This is a genomic window from Streptomyces sp. G-G2, assembly GCF_030063135.1.
Taxonomy (GTDB): Bacteria; Actinomycetota; Actinomycetes; order Streptomycetales; family Streptomycetaceae; genus Streptomyces.
In genome coordinates this window covers 120,894-137,112 of the sequence record NZ_JASISO010000005.1, presented here as the reverse complement: position 1 = coordinate 137,112, position 16,219 = coordinate 120,894, and the positions used below count along the sequence as shown (strand labels likewise).

Below are 16,219 nucleotides of genomic sequence, written 5' to 3'. Positions count from 1 at the left end.
CCAAAAGACCTCGAAGAGTCGAACGCCTCGAAGTGGTGACGGCCCGAAGTGGTGACGGCCCGAAGTGTCGAAGGCCTCGAAGCCAGGGAGCACGTACTGATGAACCGGCAGGACACCGCACCCGCACCCCGCGCGGCCGAACCGGTCCAGGCCGTCTGCCTGGGCGAGTCGATGGCTGTCCTGCTGGCCGACGGCCCCGGCCCGCTCGACACCGTCGGCGCCTTCCGGCCGTCCGTGGGCGGCGCCGAGTCCAATGTCGCGTGCGCGCTGGCCTCCCTCGGCATACCGAGCGCATGGATCAGCCGTGTCGGCGACGACGGCTTCGGGCGCCGGCTCACCGCCGAGGTCGGCGCCCGCGGTGTGGACACCAGCGCCGTCGCCGTCGACCCGCACCGGCCGACCGGCCTCTACCTCAAGGAGACCGGCGGCTCCGGGCACCTCGGGGACCTGGGCGCGGGCAGCAGCCGCCTGCACTACTACCGCACCGGCTCGGCGGCTTCCGCCCTGGGCCCGGCCCTGCTCGCGGACCCCGCCGCCGCGCGGCTGCTGGCCGGGGCCCGGCTGCTGCACCTCAGCGGCATCACCGCCGCGCTCTCCGACAGCTGCCTCGTTCTGCTGCGGGCGCTCCTCGCCCCGGAGCGCCGGCGCCCCGGTACCCTCGTCAGCTTCGACCTGAACTGGCGTCCGGCCCTGTGGCACGACCGCGACCCCGCAGTGCTGCCGGCCCTGCTCGACGCCGCGGACCTCGTCCTGCTCGGCGCGGACGAAGCGGAAGCCGCCTTCGGCACGGGCGACCCGCGCGAGCTGCGGGCCCTGTTCCCCTCGCCCGCCACCCTCGTCGTCAAGGACTCCGGGAACGCCGTGACCGCCCTGACCCGGGACGGCCGGGCCGTCACCGAACCGGCGCTGACCGTGGAGGTGGTGGAGGCCACCGGAGCGGGCGACGCCTTCGCCGCCGGTTACCTCGCCGGCACCCTGCGCGGCCTCGACCAGCGCAGCAGGCTGCGGCTCGGCCACCTCAGCGCCGCCGCCGCGCTCATCGCGCACGAGGACCACGGAGTACCGGCGCCCGACGAGGTCCTCACCCGCCTCCTCGGCGCGTCGCGGGAGCAGTGGGCGGCGACCTCGGTCACGGCGGATGGCATCGTGTCACCCCTGCTGACCAGTCCATCGCCGACCGGCCCGCCGACGACGACCCCCTTGCCGACCACTCCATAGACCGACCCGGAGCACCGCGACCCATGAGTCAGACCGTCACCCGTGCCCTGCGCCTCCTCACCGAGCTAGGCGAGGGCGACCGCTCCCTCGAACAGCTCGCGCACGTGCTCGACGTGCACAAGACCACCGCGCTGCGGCTGCTCCAGAGCCTGGAGGAAGCGCGGTTCGTCTACCGGGACGCGGGCTACCGCTACCACTTGGGCGCGGGCCTGTTCGCCCTGTCCAGTCTGGCCCTGGAGCAGCGCGGCATCCGCCACACGGCCGCGCCGCACCTGGCCGAACTCAACGCGGAGACCGGCCAGACCGTGCACCTCGCGGCGTACGAGGGCGGCGAGGTGGTCTACATCGACAAGTACGACTCCCGGCACCCCGTGCGCATGTACTCCCGGATCGGCCTGCGCGCGGCCCTGCACAACACGGCCGTCGCCAAGGTGCTCCTCGCCGACCTGCCGGAGGCCGAACGGCGCCGGGTGGTCGAGGGCGTCGAGTTCACCGTCCACACCCCCCACACGATCACCAGCCCCGAGGCCCTCCTCGCCGAGCTGGACAAGGTGACCGCCCAGGGCTGGGCCGAGGACCACGCCGAGCACGAGTCCTTCATCAACTGCATCGCGGCCCCGATCCGGGACGCCTCCGGACGCGCCGTCGCGGCGGCCTCCATCTCGGTGCCGGACGTGGTGCTGCCGTACGAGCGGGTGCTGGAGCTGCTGCCCAGGCTGCTGGCAGCCACCCGTGCCATCTCGGCCGACGCGGGCTCCCCGCCGGCCGCCTCCTGACAGCGCGCCCCGTCCCCCGCCCCCTTCCGTTCCCCCACCCCCTCACCCCCATTCCGTACGAGGAGACACCGTGAGCGACAGCACCACCGCCAAGACCGAAGTCCGCACCGACGGCGCCCCCGCGCCCGCCTGGATGTTCTCCCAGGGAGTGCGCAAGGGCCCCATCCTCCAGGTCTCCGGCCAGGGGCCGCAGGACCCCGCGACCGGCGAGTACCTGCACCACGGGGATGTGAAGGCCCAGACGCGGCGCACCCTGGAGAACGTCAAGGCCATCGTCGAGGCGGGCGGCGCCACCATCGAGGACGTGGTGATGTTCCGCGTCTACCTCACCAAGCGATCCGACTTCCCCCTGATGAACGAGGTCTACGCACAGTTCATCGACGAGAACATCACGGCGGGCGGGGTCAAGCCCTGCCGCACGACGATCTTCGTGGAGCTTCCGCAGGAGCCGATGCTGGTCGAGATCGACGCCCAGGCCGTGATCGGCTGACCCCGGCCCCCCGGCCCCCCGGCCCCCCAGTCCACAGTCCCCCGGTCCCCCGCGGCCGGGCAGTCGGCGCCCGGCAGGAATTCCTCCTGCCGGGCGCCGACGCGTCGTGGCGCGGCGGGGGCCGGGGCGGCGAGGTACTGCCGCGTCAGCCTGCGCGGAGGTCGGCCCCTGCTCGGCCGACCCTCCCGCACGCTCCGGATCCACGCTCGCGCAGTGGCGTGGATCACGGCAACGTATCGGGCACCGGCGGCGACTGAGGGGTGCAAGGTCACCGAGCGAAAGGCCCCACCCCCATGGCAGCACGTGGACGTCACCGACCCACCCGCAGGCGTTTCACCGCCGGAGCGCTCGCCCTGGCCGCGCTGGGCGCCGAGGCCGCCTACACCGTGGCCTCCCCGGCCGGGCGTGCGAGCGCGACGGGTGGCTGCGCGCCGAACGAGTCGATCCCGATGGGCAAGTACTGGATCAACAACAACACGTGGGGCGCGAAGAACGGCAAGGGCTGGAGCTGCGCCTGGGACACGTACACGTCGGGTTCAACCATCGGATGGGGCACGAACTACGAATGGTCGGGCGACCCGAACGCGGTCAAGTCGTACGCGAGCAGCGTTCTCGGGTGGCACTGGGGCTGGAAGGTGGCGCAGACCGGGCTGCCCGTGCGGGTGTCGGACCAGAAACCCGTGCGGACGGCCTGGTCGTACAAGGTGACGGAGTCCAAGGAGAGCGTGTACGACGTCGCCTACGACCTCTGGCTGCACGACTCGGACCGTACGGACTGGCGGAGCAGGCCCAAGCACGAGGTGATGGTCTGGCTCGCCAAGGACGGCGGGGCCGGCCCGCTGGGCACCAAGCGCGAGCGGCTGGAGATCGGCGGCGCGGCCTGGGACCTGTACGTCGGTGACATCGGCTGGCACGTCTACTCCTTCGTCCGGGTCGGCAACACCACCTCCGCGAGCCTGGATCTGGACGACTTCCTCCAAGCCCTCGTCCGCCGGGGGCTCGTGGACCGGACCGACTACCTCAGCGGAGTCGAGGCCGGTACGGAGGTCTTCACCGGCAAGGCGCAGCTGGACACCACCGCCTACTCGGTGAACGTGGGCTGACACCCAGTGCCGTACCGCCTCCCTCCTCCCTCCCCCCAGGCAAGGAACGACCTCCACATGTCTGCTCCCTCGCACCGTCGCCCCCGTACCCGCCGCACGGCTCTCCTCGTCGCCGCATCCGCCGCCGCCGCGGTCGCACTCGGCGCCTTCCCCCTGGCGATGAGCGCGCACGCCGCCCCCGACCTCGCGCACGCCGCACTCCCGGCACGCGACGGGTGGGCGGCGAGCGGCAAGGGCACCACCGGCGGCTCGGCGGCCGGCGCCTCGCGGGTGTTCACCGTCTCCACCCGGGCCGAGCTGGCCAAGGCGCTGGACAACGGCTCCGGGTCGACGCCCCGCATCATCCGCGTCAAGGGCTCCATCGACGCTAACACCGACGACGACGGCCGATCCCTGGGCTGCGAGGACTACGCCAAGGGCACGGGCTACTCGCTCGCCTCCTACCTGAAGACCTACGACCCGGCGCACTGGGGACGCTCCAAGGTGCCCTCCGGCGCGCAGGAGTCGGCCCGGGCCGCCGCGCAGAAGAAGCAGGCGGCGCGGATCGTGTTCAAGGTGCCGTCGAACACCACGATCGTCGGCGTGCCCGGAACCGGCGCCGGACTGACGGGCGGCAGCCTCCAGATCAAGGACGCGGACAACGCCATCGTTCGCAACCTCGCCCTCACCGACGTCCGCGACTGCTTCCCCCAGTGGGATCCCACGGACGGTTCGGACGGCAACTGGAACTCCGCCTACGACGCGCTGTCCCTGCGGGCGGCCACCCATGTCTGGGCCGACCACAACACGTTCACCGACAGCCCCCGCTTCGACAGCGGCAACCCCCGCTACTTCGGGCGCGAGTACCAGGTCCACGACGGGGCGCTCGACATCACCAACGCTTCCGACCTGGTCACGGTCTCGTACAACCGGTTCACCGACCACGACAAGACGATGCTCATCGGCAGCAGCGACAAGGACACCAAGCTGCGCGTCACCCTGCACCACAACGTCTTCCAGGGCACCGTGCAGCGCGCCCCGCTGGCCCGCGTCGGACAGATCCACCTGTACAACAACCTCTTCGAGACGGCCGACAGCCACGGCTACGCCTTCAGCTACTCCATCAGCTCCCGCGCGCGGGCCCAGGTGGTGGCCGAGTACAACCACTGGACGCTCCCTGAGGACGGGAAGGTCTCCCGGCTGCTGACCGGCGACGGCACGGGCGCGCTGGCGGGCACCGGAAACCTCGTGAACGGCCGGGGCGCCGATCTGGTCGCCGCCTACAACGCCGCGAACCCGGGCAAGCAGATCCGGCCGACGGTGAATTGGCGGCCCGCGCTGTCCGCCGGGCTGGAGACCTCCGCCGCCGCGCTCCCCGGCTCGCTCGGCCGGGCGGCGGGCGCCGGCGTACTGACCGCGTCCGGTGGTCTCGCCGGACCTGCCGTCCGTACTCCGTGAAACACGGTTCGCCGACATGGCTGCTACCGTCGCCGACTCACGGCATGACATGGGCACATCGAACGGAGAGTCGAGCATGGCCCCCGTCCAGGAGATCCACGACAACGCCTCCCTCGAGTTCCACGCCTTCTTCGAACGACACCACGCCGAACTCTCCCGGCTGGCCTGCATGCTCATCGGCGAGCCGGACGATGCCGACGACCTGGCCGCGGACGCCCTCGTCGCGGTGTGGCACCGCTGGGACCGGGTGCGCCGCGCCGACCACCCCCTCGCCTACGCCCGCGGGATCGTGGCCAACATGGCCCGTACGCGGATCCGTGCGGCGGTGCGTGAGCGCAGGCGGGTCGTCCTCTTCTGGTCGAACCGCTCCGAGGAGGCGGACGCACCGGACGTCGCCGCCGCCCTGGACGTACGCAGGGCCCTGGCCAGGCTGCCGTTTCGCAAACGGGCCTGTGTGGTCCTGCGCCACGCACTGGACCTCTCGGAGAAGGACACGGCGCTCGCCCTCGGCATTTCGGTCGGTACGGTGAAGAGCCAGACCTCCAAGGGCATGGCGGAACTGCAGAAGTTGCTCGGCCCGCGGGCCGTCGGAGAACTCGCGGGAGGGAGGAGCCGGTGAACGACGCGGAAGGAAAGCTGCGGGAAGCCGCACAGGCGCACGAGCCGGACCGGGAGCGGATGCTCGCGCGTGTGCGGCACGGCATGTCCGGCGCCGGCGCCTCCCGCGCCCGTCAGCAGACGCGGGCGGTGTCCTGGAGCCGCGTCACCCTCGCCACGGTCGCCGTCGGCGCGGCCCTCGTGGGCGGTGTCCTCACCGTCAAGTCCGCCCTGAGCCACGACGGGCACGGCCGACAGGTGGCGACGGCGCCCGACGACACCGGCGTCCTGAGCACCGAGAGCGGGCCGCTGTGGTCCGACGGCTCCGTCGACCCGCACAGCAACGGCTACTGGGCCCAGAGCAACATCACCCTCCAGAGCCGTGAACCGCTCGCCGCCCTCACCCTCGAGATCCGCATCGCCCAGACCGGCGGTGTGGCGACCACCGGCACCTGGCAGACCCTGCCGGGGGACGACTTCGAGGTGAGTGTCCGCCAGACCGGCGACGCGATGGTCTACCGGTGGACCCTGAAGGCAGGCAGAACCGTCCCGGCGGGCCGGCACGTCTTCGCCACCCAGTACAACCACGCCCCGGGCGGGCGCGACGCGGGCAGCGACACCTACGAGGCGACGACCACCACGGCCACGGGCGCGCGGCACGCGGTCGGGGGCGCCTTCTGATCGGTTCTGTACGTTCTTGATCTTCCCGGGGACGGGGGCGGCGGGAGCCGCCAGGGGCGGTGGGGCCGGTCGCCGCTCAGCTCAAGCCGGGTCCAGGAGGCGCGTCCTCGCCGCGCCGGATCCGGACCGTGGCGTGGGCCGCCGCCCCGTGAAGCGCGGGCATGATCATGGTCGGGCGGTATGCCGCCGCGCCCGTGCGTTCACGTTACTCCCGGGGGTGCGCGCCGCCGTGCACCCGAATCACCTGGTCGTGAATCGGTTCGGGCCCCTCGTGTACGAGTACAGTCAAGGGACCGGGTGCACTTCGAACACCGGCTTCCATGCGGGTGCCGTTCCCGGCGATTGCCGAACACCGGGCCGCCGACGGGCGGCCCGGAGGCAGGTCCGCGACATGACCACGCTTCTCGATCTGACCACGCCGCACGACCTCGCCCCCAAGCTTTCGGCGCGTCTGTCGCTCACGCCGAAGACCGCACTCGCGGGCCAGCTGGACGGAGCCTTGTGGCCCTACTCCCGCGACCTCACCGTCGAGCTTCCGCTCCTGGTGGCCGGTCTCGACGCGGCCTGGGGACGCATCACCCGCGTCACCGTGAACCCCACCCGCTGGCCGGTCATCCCGGACACCGTGACCGTCGACGGCCACACCCTGCACGTCGGATGGTTCACCGAGCAGCACCCGGACAAGCTGATCCTGCTCTCCTTCACCGTCGGCCGCTGGGACCTGCTGGTGATCCCGCCCGAGACCGAACCCGCCGCAGCCGCCCGGCTGATGGCCGCCGCCGCGATCCCCGGAAGCATCCTCACGGCCGGCGTACTGATGGCCAACGAAGCCGCCATCGGACGCGCCCCACGTGAGTCCCGGAGCCGGGAGGAGTCCTGGGAGACCGAAGGCGGAGCATGCATGTCACCCTACGGACAGCCGACCGAGCGGCCGATCATGCCGCCCGTGCCCGGGCACGCGAACAGGTGAGCGCCATGGACGCCGTCATCCTCATCGCGGTCATCCTCCTCGCGACCGGCATCGGCATGCGCCTGATCCACCTGCTCAACGCCCAGCACGACGCCCGCATCGCCGCCCACCACTTCAGCGACACGCTCCCGGGCATCGGCAGGCGCAGCCGCAAGCACCACAGGCCGATCTCAGCAGATGGCGGCGCGGCTGACCGTACAGGCACCGCCCGATGACCCGGACCCTCCTCTGACCGACGTGCCGCCTCCAGCCGAAAGGACCACATTCTCTTGAAACTGATGGAGACCTACACCGACACCGGTGCCGGCACCGACGCCCGCACCCTCCCCGCGGCCGGGCACGCGGAAGTCCGCATCGTCGCGGCCTCCCCCGAGGCCGCCCGCGCGGTCGCGGAGGTCCTGCGCCGCTGCTTCGCCAGCGCGGAACAGCGCAGTTACCCGGCTCGCCACGGCGGCACCCGGCTCCACCTGACCGTCGACACGGCATCCGCGGCCGGACCCGCCCATTCCTGGCTGACCAGCAGTCGGCCGACCGCCGACACCGACGAGGTCTGATCCCCCCCAGGAGGGGGAGCATTAGAAGGCGAGGTCCTGGTAGCGCGACAGTGCCTCAAGATAGGCGTCGGGACCGATGCTCACTCCTCCACCATAGGGATGGTTGAGGGCCATCACGAGATAGATCATGTAGCTGAAGCCTGCTGCCCCGATGCCGAGCAAGACGAAATGGACGCGACTAGGGCATCGGCACTGCGGCGTCCTTTTCCGCCAGACGCTCACGGCGGGCCACATAGACATCGCGGAGTCGCTGACTGACTTCCGCCTTCGCTGCTTTGACATCGGTGTCGCTGCTTGTAATCCGGTAAACGCGTGAACGCAAAGCATCCAGTCGACGCACAGTGCCCTGATCGGCGCGTCCCTTTCTCATTGCCGACCATTCCACGTCGACGACGGAATGCGTGTACGACGCGAGCTCCTGACGGACACGATCACATTCCTGAACCTCAAGGCCCTGCGCGGCAAAGTAGGTGTCCTTCAACGCGCTGGCCTCGCTGAGCGCCGCTTTCCGAGCGGTAGTCAGCTCGGACTGGGCGTTGACAGCGAGGAACGCGAACGAAAAGACGAAGAGGCCACTGATGGCCCCGATCGACATTTCCACCCCTTTGGGCAGATCCATCACCTTTCCGCCACGCCTGTGATTCATAAGATAAGCAATAGCAATGACCGAGGCAGCCGAAACGGCCATGACGAGGAGTGAAGTGAGTAACACGCGCTAAACCATATCAGCGGGAGTGCACTCCTTCCCTGCGCCCACCACCCGGGTGCGCACGGCCTACGCATTCCACGTCGCCGCTCTTAACTTAATACGACAAATGAGAACGCCCACTGATATCTGGCCCCTTTCGGCGCCGCCCACGCCGCCGGACCGGAATCGACATGGCCGCCCCATCGGCCGGTCCGGACTCCACGGTCGCCGAGACTGCGCGGTCGCCGAGGTGGGGCGCCCTGCGCCGACGCAGGGCACGAACCACGTCACGGCTACGCAGGCCGGGCCTCAGGACCCGGGTACCGCTTCGGCGTCGACAGGGATGCCCAGTCGGCTGGCCACAGCGGTGAGGGCCGCTCCCAGGGGAAGCGCGACGCGGGTGACGGCGTGCTGGTCGCCCCGGGTGGCGTCCCGGTTGACGATCAGCACCGGCTTCCCGCCCTCGGCTGCCTGACGAACGAATCTCAGCCCGGACATCACGGTCAGCGAGGACCCGAGTACCAGCAGCGAAGACGCCTCGCGGACCAGCCCTCGGCAGTGCTCGACCCGCCCTGGCGGAACAGCCTCGCCGAAGAACACCACGTCCGGCTTCAGGATCCCGCCGCACACCTCGCACGGCGCCACCCGGAAGCCCCCGACCTGCTCGTCGGTGAGGTCGGCGTCACCATCCGGGTTGAGTCCGGCCGTCACCGGCTCGAAGCCGGGGTTGGCCTCCTCCAGCCGCACGGCCAGCTCGCGGCGGGTACTGGAGGCACCGCAGGACAGGCAGACGACCCGGGCCAGGCTCCCGTGGAGTTCCACGACGCCCTCGCTGCCGGCCCCCTGGTGCAGCCCGTCGACGTTCTGGGTGATCACCCCGGAGAGCAGTCCGCGCAGCCCGAACGCGGCCACCGCCCGGTGCCCGGCATTGGGGCGGGCTCGGCCGAAGGTGCGCCAGCCGAGGTGGCCGCGCGCCCAGTACCGGCGTCGGGCCTGGACACTGCCGGTGAAGTCCTGGTAGGTCATCGGAGTGTGTCGGCGCAGGCTGCCGCCCTCGCTCCGGTAATCCGGGATGCCGGATTCAGTGGAGAGACCGGCTCCGCTCACGACCAGCACTCCTCCGGCGCCCAGCACGTCGGCGACCGGCGCCACGTCCGTGGTGCCCTCGGGCAGGTCCTCGGCGGGGGTCCAGGTCAAGGTGGGGCGCATGCGCATACCGCAAGGGTACGGAACACCGCGAGAATCCCCGTAGCGTCGCCTTGGCGCCGACCGGCTCGCCCGGAAGATCGGTACCGGAGCCATGGGTCCGGTCGGCGTGGGGATCACAGCCGAGTCGTGGGGCGTTGGACCCTTGGACGAAGGGAGCGGTCTCGTTGTACACAGCGCACTACCCGAGCTATGAGGAGGAATCGATGAGCGCGGCCGACGAGGGACGGCAGTGGCTGGACGAGGTCAGTGTCGACAACGCGAGGACGACGCTGCTGCAGCTCCTCGCGCGGGCGGGCGTCCCTTCGGGGGACGCGCGGGAACTGATCGGACTCGTCGAGGCGGGTGTCCTGGCGCTCGCGCACGAGGAGCTGGCCGACGGCGGCCGCACCGCGCCGGGGGACAAGGGCGAGGCGTACGGGTCCGGCTGGCTCGACGGCGCCGGGGACGTCCTGGAGGAGCTCGGCGCCATTGCCGAGCGGACCCTGCGACGGGGCCTGGGACCGGACGAAGATCCGGGCACGGCCGGGGAACGTCCGCGGGCCAGTCGTATGGAGGTGGAGCGGGCGCGGGTGGCGCTGACGCCTCTGTACCTGTCGTTCACCACGGCCTCGGAGCTGGATCCGGAGGTGACCGAGGAGGTGCTCACGGCCGTCCTGGGCACGATGAGCCCTCGACAGCGGGCCGGGTACGCCGGGCGGCTGACGCAGTTCGCCGCCGCCCACCGCCCCCGACTGGAGCGGCTGTTCGCGGCATTCGGGCCAGGCAGCGCCATTGCGGTACACGGCCGCTATTCGCTCCTGCACTCCACCCCGAGCATCGCCGTGCTGGAGCGGCTGGTCGCCGCGCCGCAGGCGCTCCGTGAGGAGTGGGACGCCGGGGAGCTGCCGCCCGCGTGGCTGGACGGACTGACGACCGCCTGGAACACCGCGGCCTGACGGCTGCTGACCCCGGAGCGGCCGGTGGCCGGCCCGGCGGCATCAAGGGTGCAGGGGCCGCTCAGTGACCGGAGTGCGGCGGCCGGCTCCCGCAGGTGCGGCCGGGCCCGGATCAGCTCGCGCAGCACATCACCCGCGCTGGGAAACAGCCCTGACACCCCACCACCACCCCTACGGGCGCCCGACCGCCCGGCTACCCCCACGCATAGGGCACTGATCAGTGGGTTTCGGCATTCTGGTAGTTCTTCAGATCATGAAGAAGATCACTCGCCGACAAGCCTTGGGGCTCAGTATCGGGGCGGGAACCGCTCTGGGCCTGAGCGCCTGCTCCTCCTCGTCGGCTCCCGCTACGGCCGCCGGGGCATCCGGCAAGCCCGTTTCCATACCCACCGGCACGATCGACGAGGTGTTCGAGGGGCGTCGTATCCAGATCACGCTCGGGGCGGGCGGGCACCACGGGATGGGGGTGCCGACGGTCAAGATCGACGGGACCGAGCTGCACCTGATGCCCAATGCCGACGGCAGCTGGGTCAGCATCGTCAACCACTACGAGACGTTTCCGGATCCGGTGTCGGCCGCACGGGCGGCCGTGCGCGAGCTGCAGGGCGCCACCCTGGCGCGGTTCGCCCCGAAGGAGGTCCAGCTGTGATCGTCCGTAAGAGCCAGGCCGCGCTGACCCCCGGCGAGAAGCGCGCGTTCGTGAACGCGGTGCTCGAACTCAAGCGGACGGGCGTCTACGACCGGTACGTCAACGCGCACAACTACTACCTGATGAGCGACTCCGACTTCGGCAATCGGATCGGGCACCGCACTCCGTCGTTCCTGCCCTGGCACCGGCGGTTCCTGATGGACTTCGAGGCGGCGTTGCAACGGGTGGATCCGAAGGTCTCGCTGCCGTACTGGGACTGGACCGTCGACCGCGCGCCGAACTAACTCCTCCTTGTGGGCAGCTGACTTCATGGGCGGCACGAGCCGGGGGCGGGACGGGCAGGTGCTCGACGGGCCATTCGCGTACGCGGGCAGCAAGTGGGCCATCACCGTGGGGGTCGACCGGCGGGACTACCTGCGGCGCGGGCTCCGCACGGGTGTGCCGCAGCTGCCGACGCGGGCCGAGGTGGATTCCGTGCTCGCCATGCCGGTCTACGACACCGCTCCGTGGAACAGTTCCTCCAACGGATTCCGCAACCACCTGGAGGGCTGGCGCGGGGTCAACCTGCACAACCGGGTCCACGTATGGGTCGGCGGGCACATGACCAGCGCCGCCTCCCCCAACGACCCGGTGTTCTGGCTGCACCACGCCTTCATCGACAAGCTGTGGGCCGACTGGCAGGCCCGCAACCCCAAGGCCGGCTACCAGCCCGCCGGGCGGACGCCGAACGTGATCGACCTGCACGCCACGTTGCCGCCGTGGAACAACGTCACTCCGGCGGACATGCTCGACCACCGGCGCTTCTACTCCTTCGACACGTAGCACGCCTCAGGCGTGGGGCACGGGGACGGCGTTGAGGCCGCCCGCACTCCGCTCCCAGTCGCTCCCTGCCGTGCCGCGCCGTGCCGGTTGGCGCGCCGCGCTGTGACCGGGGAGGAGCGGCCGGGGCGCCGTCGGACTGTCCGGGTGCGGGAGGTGACCTGTCGGGCGTACGCGTCGGCGGCGACCTGGCGACCGCGGCGAGATCGGCACGTGGCACGTGGCACGAAGCCGTACATGAGTCAGTTCGCCTCGCGGCCGCGGACCTTGACGGCGAGGGCCGGAGCGGCGAACTCGTCCTCCGGTCAGGTCAGCCGGACCTCGAGCCCTCGGGCGCTGTCGGCGGTCAGGGTGCGCGGGCGGGGGAAGCGGCCGGGCGGGGAAAGGGCGGGCACCGGGCCCGTCACCCCCGATGACGCCCCACCCCGACCGCTTCGCGCGAGGGCTGTACGGCGGCGTCAGCCGTGCAGCTCGGCCGCGGCGGAGCCCGACAGCTGTTCCGTGCTAGGCAACCAGCCGCGTTGGACCGCCCGGACGCCGAACTCGAAACGGCTGCAGGCGCCCAGCCGTTCCATCAGGCCGTTGGCCAGTCGGCGGGCCGTGCGCGGTGAGACCGCCAGTCGCTTGGCGATAGCCTCGTCGGTCAGCCCCCTCGCCAACAGCCTGATCACCGTGCTCTCCTGCGCGCTGAGTCCGATCTCGTCCCGCTCCTGCGAGGCGCCCAGGGGCTGCGCGTCGGCCCACACGTTCTCGAAGAGCGCGCACAGCGCCGTGAGGGTGCCGTGGCCGGTGAGGACGACGGCGCCCGCGGCGCTGTCGTCGCTGCTGACCGGGATGACCGCGGTGGTCCGGTCGAAGATCATCAACCGGGTGGGCAGGTCGGGGGTGGTGCGTACCCCTCCGCCCAGCTCGCTCAGCCACGTCGCGTAGGCGATGGTGGTCAGGCTGTTGCGCACACTGTCCTGGTACAAGGTGCGCATCCGCACACCTCGACCGAGCAGCGCGAGGTCGTTCGGCTTCGATGCCTCCATCGTGTCCGGCCGCTGACCCCCGCCAGGTGCGAACGTCATCAGTTCGGACCGGACCCCGTGCGCCAAGCTGGTGATCCGGGTCCGGATCTCGTCCAGGCCCACCAGCTGTTCGACCCCCGGGCTGGAAGCGGCCGGGTTCAGATCGGCGAATTCCGCGATGAGCTGCGCGGCAGCCACGCGTGAAGCCTCGATCCGCAACTGCTGAGCCGTCAGCTCGGCTTGCTGGCGGGCCATCAGCAGTTCCATGCCGACCTCGGGCGAGACCGCGCACAGTTCCCCGTCCCGCTCGTAGGACGGACGGATCAGGGCCAGCTCGCTCAGCGTGTCCAGGCTTCGCCGGATGTCCGCCTCGGGCACCGCGAGGCGCTCGGCGAGAGCGCTCACGCCGTCGCGCGGGCGGGCAAGCATGGCCCGATAGGCAGCCTCTGCGGTCGCGTCGAGGCCAAGAGTTCCCAGCACAGTGTTACCCCCCCGGGTGAGCCTTGTGGGTCAAGGCGCGTAGATCATCGCACGCGGCCATTCGACCGGGCCAACCGGTGGCCGATTCCGTCCAAGGCCCGAAGTGTCCAGGTTGATTACTTCCGCCCGCATGGTGCGTTCGCGAGAGTCGGGTGCATGTATCTCATCCACGCCGGCCTGCGCGCCCCTTCTGCCGACGATCAATTGCCGCCCCTCACAGCCGAGTTCATCCGTGTGCTCGCGGGTGCCGACGGCCCGGTCGAGCACGTGTCCGTCCACCGGCACGCACAGCCGGACCCGGTCGTCGGCGTCTACGTGCTCACGGACAGCCTGGATGAGGCGGAGCTGCATACGGAGGAGCTCCTCCGCCGTGCGCTCGACGACGTGCCGGCACTTCGCGGCTGGTCGGTCACCCGGGTCGGCGCCCCCTTGGTCGCGCCCTTCTACGAAAACCTCCTCCTGTCCTCTTCCGGCCCTGCTGGACGGAACGGTCCAGGTCCGCTTCCGTCCACCTGAGATCCCTTCCACCCGCCTTGAGCTGCGACGAAGCTAGTGATCGCCAGCAGGGAAACGAACCCGGCAGGCACCGCCGGAGATGTCGTCACCGCGGGACGCACATCCGGACCGGCCCTTCATCCCAGCTCTCGCAAAGGATCGTTCCCATGCTTCGAACCCGTCTCGCCCAGGCCGCCGCGGTCGCTTCCCTCGCCATCGCCGCGGTCACCCCGGTGCTCGGCGGCCAGTTCACCGCCACGGCCGACGGCACCCGCATCACCGCGACCACCGGCTGGCAGATCGGGCCCACCGCGCACTCCACCACCGGCTGGCAGTAGGCCCCGGTCGGCGTCACTCGCCGTATCCCCTTGCACGACCGCTGCGCCTGCAGGGCAGCTGTCACGAACCGCGGCACCCGAGCGAACTCCTGGCCGCTGATGCCGATCCGGCAGATCTGCCGCCATCCCACCGATCACAGGGCACCGCCGTGCCCGCACCGCCCCGAAGGACTGTCTCGCCATGTCCACGCCCCGTCGCCGCATCCTGCTGATCGCCGCCGTTCCCGTGGTTGCCGCCGCGGTTCTGGCCACCGCCGAATTCACCAGCGCGTTCGCCGCCGAGGACCTGCGGGCCGCCCCGCGTACCACCGCCCAGGCCCTCACCGCCCCGGCCGCAGGTAAGCCGACCCCGACCACGACGCCTGCCGGTGCGGCCGGTGCCCCCGTTGCCACCGGGACGCCCTCCGCCGCAGGATCAGCGCCCTCGGCCACGGCCAAGGCGCCGACGGTCACGCCGACGTCCGGCCAGGCGACGAGCGGCAAGGTGCCCGCCCCCCTCACCGTCCGGGAACTGCCCAATCAGGCCAAGGCGGGTTGGAAGCCGATCGGTTCGCCCAAGCGCCGCACCGTCACCCCGACCAGCAGCCTCAATGAGTGCGCCGCCATTCAAGGCGCGACCGGCTGGCAGCAGCAGGGCTGGGCAAGCACCGCCAAGACCCCGGCCATCCAGGACACCTTCACCTTCGCCACCCCGGCCGACGCCGACCACGTCCGCCAGTCACTCGGCGCGCAGCTCGACGGGTGCCAAGCCGCCCTGCGTGACGCACAGACCAAACAGGGCGCCCACACCCCCGACGCCACGTCGGCCCGTACCGCTACCCACCCGGCAGCGGCCGCCTGGCAGTACCAGTGGACCGCCGTGCCGGGCATGTCGGCGCCGGGCTCCCAGACCCACCACGTCTACCTGGCCCAGGACGGCGCCGTGCTCACCGTCCTGCAGTACAGCGACATGGCATCGGCCGGACAGGGCAACTCCGCCTCGCCCGCCGCCGACGCCGACCTCCTGACCACGCTCGCCGGAAGCCTCGCCCTCACTCGCTGAGTCCCGTCGCTCCGTCCGGCGCTTCGACTTCCACGCCTCGACCTTCCAAGGAGACATCACCATGCCCCGTACCAAGCGCACCCTGGCCTCTCTCGCGTCCCTGACCGTGCTGACCGCTGCCGGCGTCGCCGTGACACTCTCCGCTCCGGCCCAGGCCGCATCCTCCGTCGGGGGCACGATCACCCGCGGCGAGGTCATAGCCCGCGCCCAGAGCTGGGTCGACCAGGGCGTTCCGTACAACCAGGGCGGTTACCACACGGACGCCAACGGCACGTACAGGGAGGACTGCTCCGGGTACGTGTCCATGGCCTGGCACCTGAGCTCCAGCCTGACCACGTGGACCCTGCCGGACGTGTCCACCAAGATCAACTTCTCGCAGCTCAAGGCGGGCGACGCGATGGACTACACCGACGCGCACACCTTCCTCTTCGCCGGCTGGACGAACCAGTCCACGGGCGCCTTCACCTACTACGCCGACAGCAACACCAACAACCCGACGCACGGCCCGACATCGGCCAACATCAACAGCTCGTCCCTGGAAGGCTGGCCGACCAGTTACTACGACGCGCTGCGCTACAACAACATCGTCGACGACGCGGCCCCGGCGCCGACCATGGCGCGGACCGTGGGCGCCGACTTCAACGGTGACGGCAAGCAGGACATCGCGGGCATCGACGCGAACAGCAACATGAAGCTGTACACGGGTGACGGCGCGGGCAGCGTCGGTG

At 70.9% G+C, this 16,219-nt stretch carries 19 protein-coding genes and 2 pseudogenes; 17 read left to right on the top strand and 4 right to left on the bottom strand.

Annotated elements, in window-relative coordinates; translation table 11 throughout:
• Positions 1–99 precede the first annotated feature (99 nt).
• From QMF80_RS06300 to QMF80_RS06255, 10 genes are all read left to right on the top strand, one after another.
• Positions 100–1,218, top strand: coding sequence for a sugar kinase (locus tag QMF80_RS06300; protein WP_283450298.1), 1,119 nt, complete (start codon positions 100–102; stop codon positions 1,216–1,218).
• A 23-nt stretch (positions 1,219–1,241) separates the two neighbouring features.
• The gene (locus QMF80_RS06295; protein ID WP_283450296.1) at positions 1,242–1,994 is read left to right on the top strand and encodes an IclR family transcriptional regulator; all 753 of its coding nucleotides are present in this window, start codon (positions 1,242–1,244) and stop codon (positions 1,992–1,994) included.
• 70 nt (positions 1,995–2,064) lie between these two features.
• Complete coding sequence (locus tag QMF80_RS06290) at positions 2,065–2,484, top strand: RidA family protein (protein WP_283450294.1); 420 nt, start codon at positions 2,065–2,067, stop codon at positions 2,482–2,484.
• A gap of 293 nt (positions 2,485–2,777) precedes the next feature.
• Entirely contained in the window at positions 2,778–3,587 is an 810-nt protein-coding gene (locus QMF80_RS06285; RefSeq protein ID WP_283450292.1) for a GH12 family glycosyl hydrolase domain-containing protein, read from the top strand.
• A gap of 57 nt (positions 3,588–3,644) precedes the next feature.
• A complete protein-coding gene (locus QMF80_RS06280) occupies positions 3,645–5,024 on the top strand; it encodes a pectate lyase family protein (protein ID WP_283450290.1) in 1,380 nt (459 codons plus the stop codon).
• A gap of 76 nt (positions 5,025–5,100) precedes the next feature.
• Complete coding sequence (locus QMF80_RS06275; protein ID WP_283450288.1) at positions 5,101–5,643, top strand: SigE family RNA polymerase sigma factor; 543 nt, start codon at positions 5,101–5,103, stop codon at positions 5,641–5,643.
• On the top strand, positions 5,640–6,302 hold the full coding sequence (locus tag QMF80_RS06270; RefSeq protein ID WP_283450286.1) for a hypothetical protein: 663 nt from the start codon (positions 5,640–5,642) through the stop codon (positions 6,300–6,302). Before QMF80_RS06275 ends, QMF80_RS06270 begins: the two co-directional genes overlap by 4 nt.
• Before the next feature lie 391 nt (positions 6,303–6,693).
• Positions 6,694–7,272, top strand: coding sequence for a DUF5994 family protein (locus QMF80_RS06265; RefSeq protein ID WP_283450285.1), 579 nt, complete (start codon positions 6,694–6,696; stop codon positions 7,270–7,272).
• 5 nt (positions 7,273–7,277) lie between these two features.
• A complete protein-coding gene (locus tag QMF80_RS06260) occupies positions 7,278–7,487 on the top strand; it encodes a hypothetical protein (RefSeq protein WP_283450282.1) in 210 nt (69 codons plus the stop codon).
• A gap of 63 nt (positions 7,488–7,550) precedes the next feature.
• The gene (locus tag QMF80_RS06255) at positions 7,551–7,826 is read left to right on the top strand and encodes a hypothetical protein (protein ID WP_283450392.1); all 276 of its coding nucleotides are present in this window, start codon (positions 7,551–7,553) and stop codon (positions 7,824–7,826) included.
• 21 nt (positions 7,827–7,847) lie between these two features.
• Here QMF80_RS06255 and QMF80_RS06250 read toward each other — a convergent pair whose 3' ends face one another.
• The 3 genes from QMF80_RS06250 to QMF80_RS06240 form a co-directional block, all read right to left on the bottom strand.
• Positions 7,848–7,988: a hypothetical protein gene (locus QMF80_RS06250; protein ID WP_283450280.1), complete on the bottom strand. Its 141-nt coding sequence runs from the start codon at positions 7,986–7,988 to the stop codon at positions 7,848–7,850.
• 16 nt (positions 7,989–8,004) lie between these two features.
• Positions 8,005–8,538, bottom strand: coding sequence for a bestrophin-like domain (locus tag QMF80_RS06245; protein WP_283450278.1), 534 nt, complete (start codon positions 8,536–8,538; stop codon positions 8,005–8,007).
• 285 nt (positions 8,539–8,823) lie between these two features.
• Positions 8,824–9,729 carry an NAD-dependent protein deacetylase gene (locus QMF80_RS06240; RefSeq protein ID WP_283450276.1) on the bottom strand — a complete coding sequence of 302 codons (906 nt, stop codon included), beginning with the start codon at positions 9,727–9,729 and terminating at the stop codon, positions 8,824–8,826.
• A 197-nt stretch (positions 9,730–9,926) separates the two neighbouring features.
• Between QMF80_RS06240 and QMF80_RS06235 the strand changes: the two genes are divergently transcribed.
• The 3 genes and pseudogenes from QMF80_RS06235 (at position 9,927) to melC2 (ending at position 12,129) form a co-directional block, all read left to right on the top strand.
• The gene (locus tag QMF80_RS06235) at positions 9,927–10,658 is read left to right on the top strand and encodes a hypothetical protein (RefSeq protein ID WP_283450274.1); all 732 of its coding nucleotides are present in this window, start codon (positions 9,927–9,929) and stop codon (positions 10,656–10,658) included.
• A 253-nt stretch (positions 10,659–10,911) separates the two neighbouring features.
• Positions 10,912–11,307: an apotyrosinase chaperone MelC1 gene (gene melC1 / locus QMF80_RS06230; RefSeq protein ID WP_283450272.1), complete on the top strand. Its 396-nt coding sequence runs from the start codon at positions 10,912–10,914 to the stop codon at positions 11,305–11,307.
• Positions 11,304–12,129, top strand: a pseudogene (gene melC2 / locus QMF80_RS06225) (tyrosinase MelC2). Before melC1 ends, melC2 begins: the two are co-directional and overlap by 4 nt.
• Positions 12,130–12,584: 455 nt before the next feature.
• Here melC2 and QMF80_RS06220 read toward each other — a convergent pair.
• On the bottom strand, positions 12,585–13,616 hold the full coding sequence (locus QMF80_RS06220; protein ID WP_283450270.1) for a helix-turn-helix transcriptional regulator: 1,032 nt from the start codon (positions 13,614–13,616) through the stop codon (positions 12,585–12,587).
• 156 nt (positions 13,617–13,772) lie between these two features.
• Between QMF80_RS06220 and QMF80_RS06215 the strand changes: the two genes are divergently transcribed.
• The 4 genes and pseudogenes from QMF80_RS06215 to QMF80_RS06200 all read left to right on the top strand — a co-directional run.
• Entirely contained in the window at positions 13,773–14,132 is a 360-nt protein-coding gene (locus QMF80_RS06215) for a hypothetical protein (protein WP_283450269.1), read from the top strand.
• 146 nt (positions 14,133–14,278) lie between these two features.
• Positions 14,279–14,449 carry a hypothetical protein gene (locus tag QMF80_RS06210; protein ID WP_283450267.1) on the top strand — a complete coding sequence of 57 codons (171 nt, stop codon included), beginning with the start codon at positions 14,279–14,281 and terminating at the stop codon, positions 14,447–14,449.
• Positions 14,450–14,630: 181 nt separating this feature from the next.
• Positions 14,631–15,491, top strand: a complete 861-nt coding sequence (locus QMF80_RS06205) for a hypothetical protein (protein ID WP_283450265.1) — start codon at positions 14,631–14,633, stop codon at positions 15,489–15,491.
• Between the two features lie 61 nt (positions 15,492–15,552).
• Positions 15,553–16,219, top strand: a pseudogene (locus QMF80_RS06200) (hypothetical protein); the annotation flags it as partial.

Excerpts from the sequence above, each read along its gene's own strand:
- QMF80_RS06300 (WP_283450298.1), top strand. The coding sequence starts at position 100 with ATGAACCGGCAGGACACCGCACCCGCACCCCGCGCGGCCGAACCGGTC.
- QMF80_RS06295 (WP_283450296.1), top strand. The coding sequence starts at position 1,242 with ATGAGTCAGACCGTCACCCGTGCCCTGCGCCTCCTCACCGAGCTAGGC.
- QMF80_RS06285 (WP_283450292.1), top strand. The coding sequence starts at position 2,778 with ATGGCAGCACGTGGACGTCACCGACCCACCCGCAGGCGTTTCACCGCC.
- QMF80_RS06280 (WP_283450290.1), top strand. The coding sequence starts at position 3,645 with ATGTCTGCTCCCTCGCACCGTCGCCCCCGTACCCGCCGCACGGCTCTC.
- QMF80_RS06275 (WP_283450288.1), top strand. The coding sequence starts at position 5,101 with ATGGCCCCCGTCCAGGAGATCCACGACAACGCCTCCCTCGAGTTCCAC.
- QMF80_RS06265 (WP_283450285.1), top strand. The coding sequence starts at position 6,694 with ATGACCACGCTTCTCGATCTGACCACGCCGCACGACCTCGCCCCCAAG.
- QMF80_RS06260 (WP_283450282.1), top strand. The coding sequence starts at position 7,278 with ATGGACGCCGTCATCCTCATCGCGGTCATCCTCCTCGCGACCGGCATC.
- QMF80_RS06255 (WP_283450392.1), top strand. The coding sequence starts at position 7,551 with ATGGAGACCTACACCGACACCGGTGCCGGCACCGACGCCCGCACCCTC.
- QMF80_RS06240 (WP_283450276.1), bottom strand. The coding sequence starts at position 9,729 with ATGCGCATGCGCCCCACCTTGACCTGGACCCCCGCCGAGGACCTGCCC.
- QMF80_RS06235 (WP_283450274.1), top strand. The coding sequence starts at position 9,927 with ATGAGCGCGGCCGACGAGGGACGGCAGTGGCTGGACGAGGTCAGTGTC.
- melC1 (WP_283450272.1), top strand. The coding sequence starts at position 10,912 with ATGAAGAAGATCACTCGCCGACAAGCCTTGGGGCTCAGTATCGGGGCG.
- QMF80_RS06215 (WP_283450269.1), top strand. The coding sequence starts at position 13,773 with ATGTATCTCATCCACGCCGGCCTGCGCGCCCCTTCTGCCGACGATCAA.
- QMF80_RS06210 (WP_283450267.1), top strand. The coding sequence starts at position 14,279 with ATGCTTCGAACCCGTCTCGCCCAGGCCGCCGCGGTCGCTTCCCTCGCC.
- QMF80_RS06205 (WP_283450265.1), top strand. The coding sequence starts at position 14,631 with ATGTCCACGCCCCGTCGCCGCATCCTGCTGATCGCCGCCGTTCCCGTG.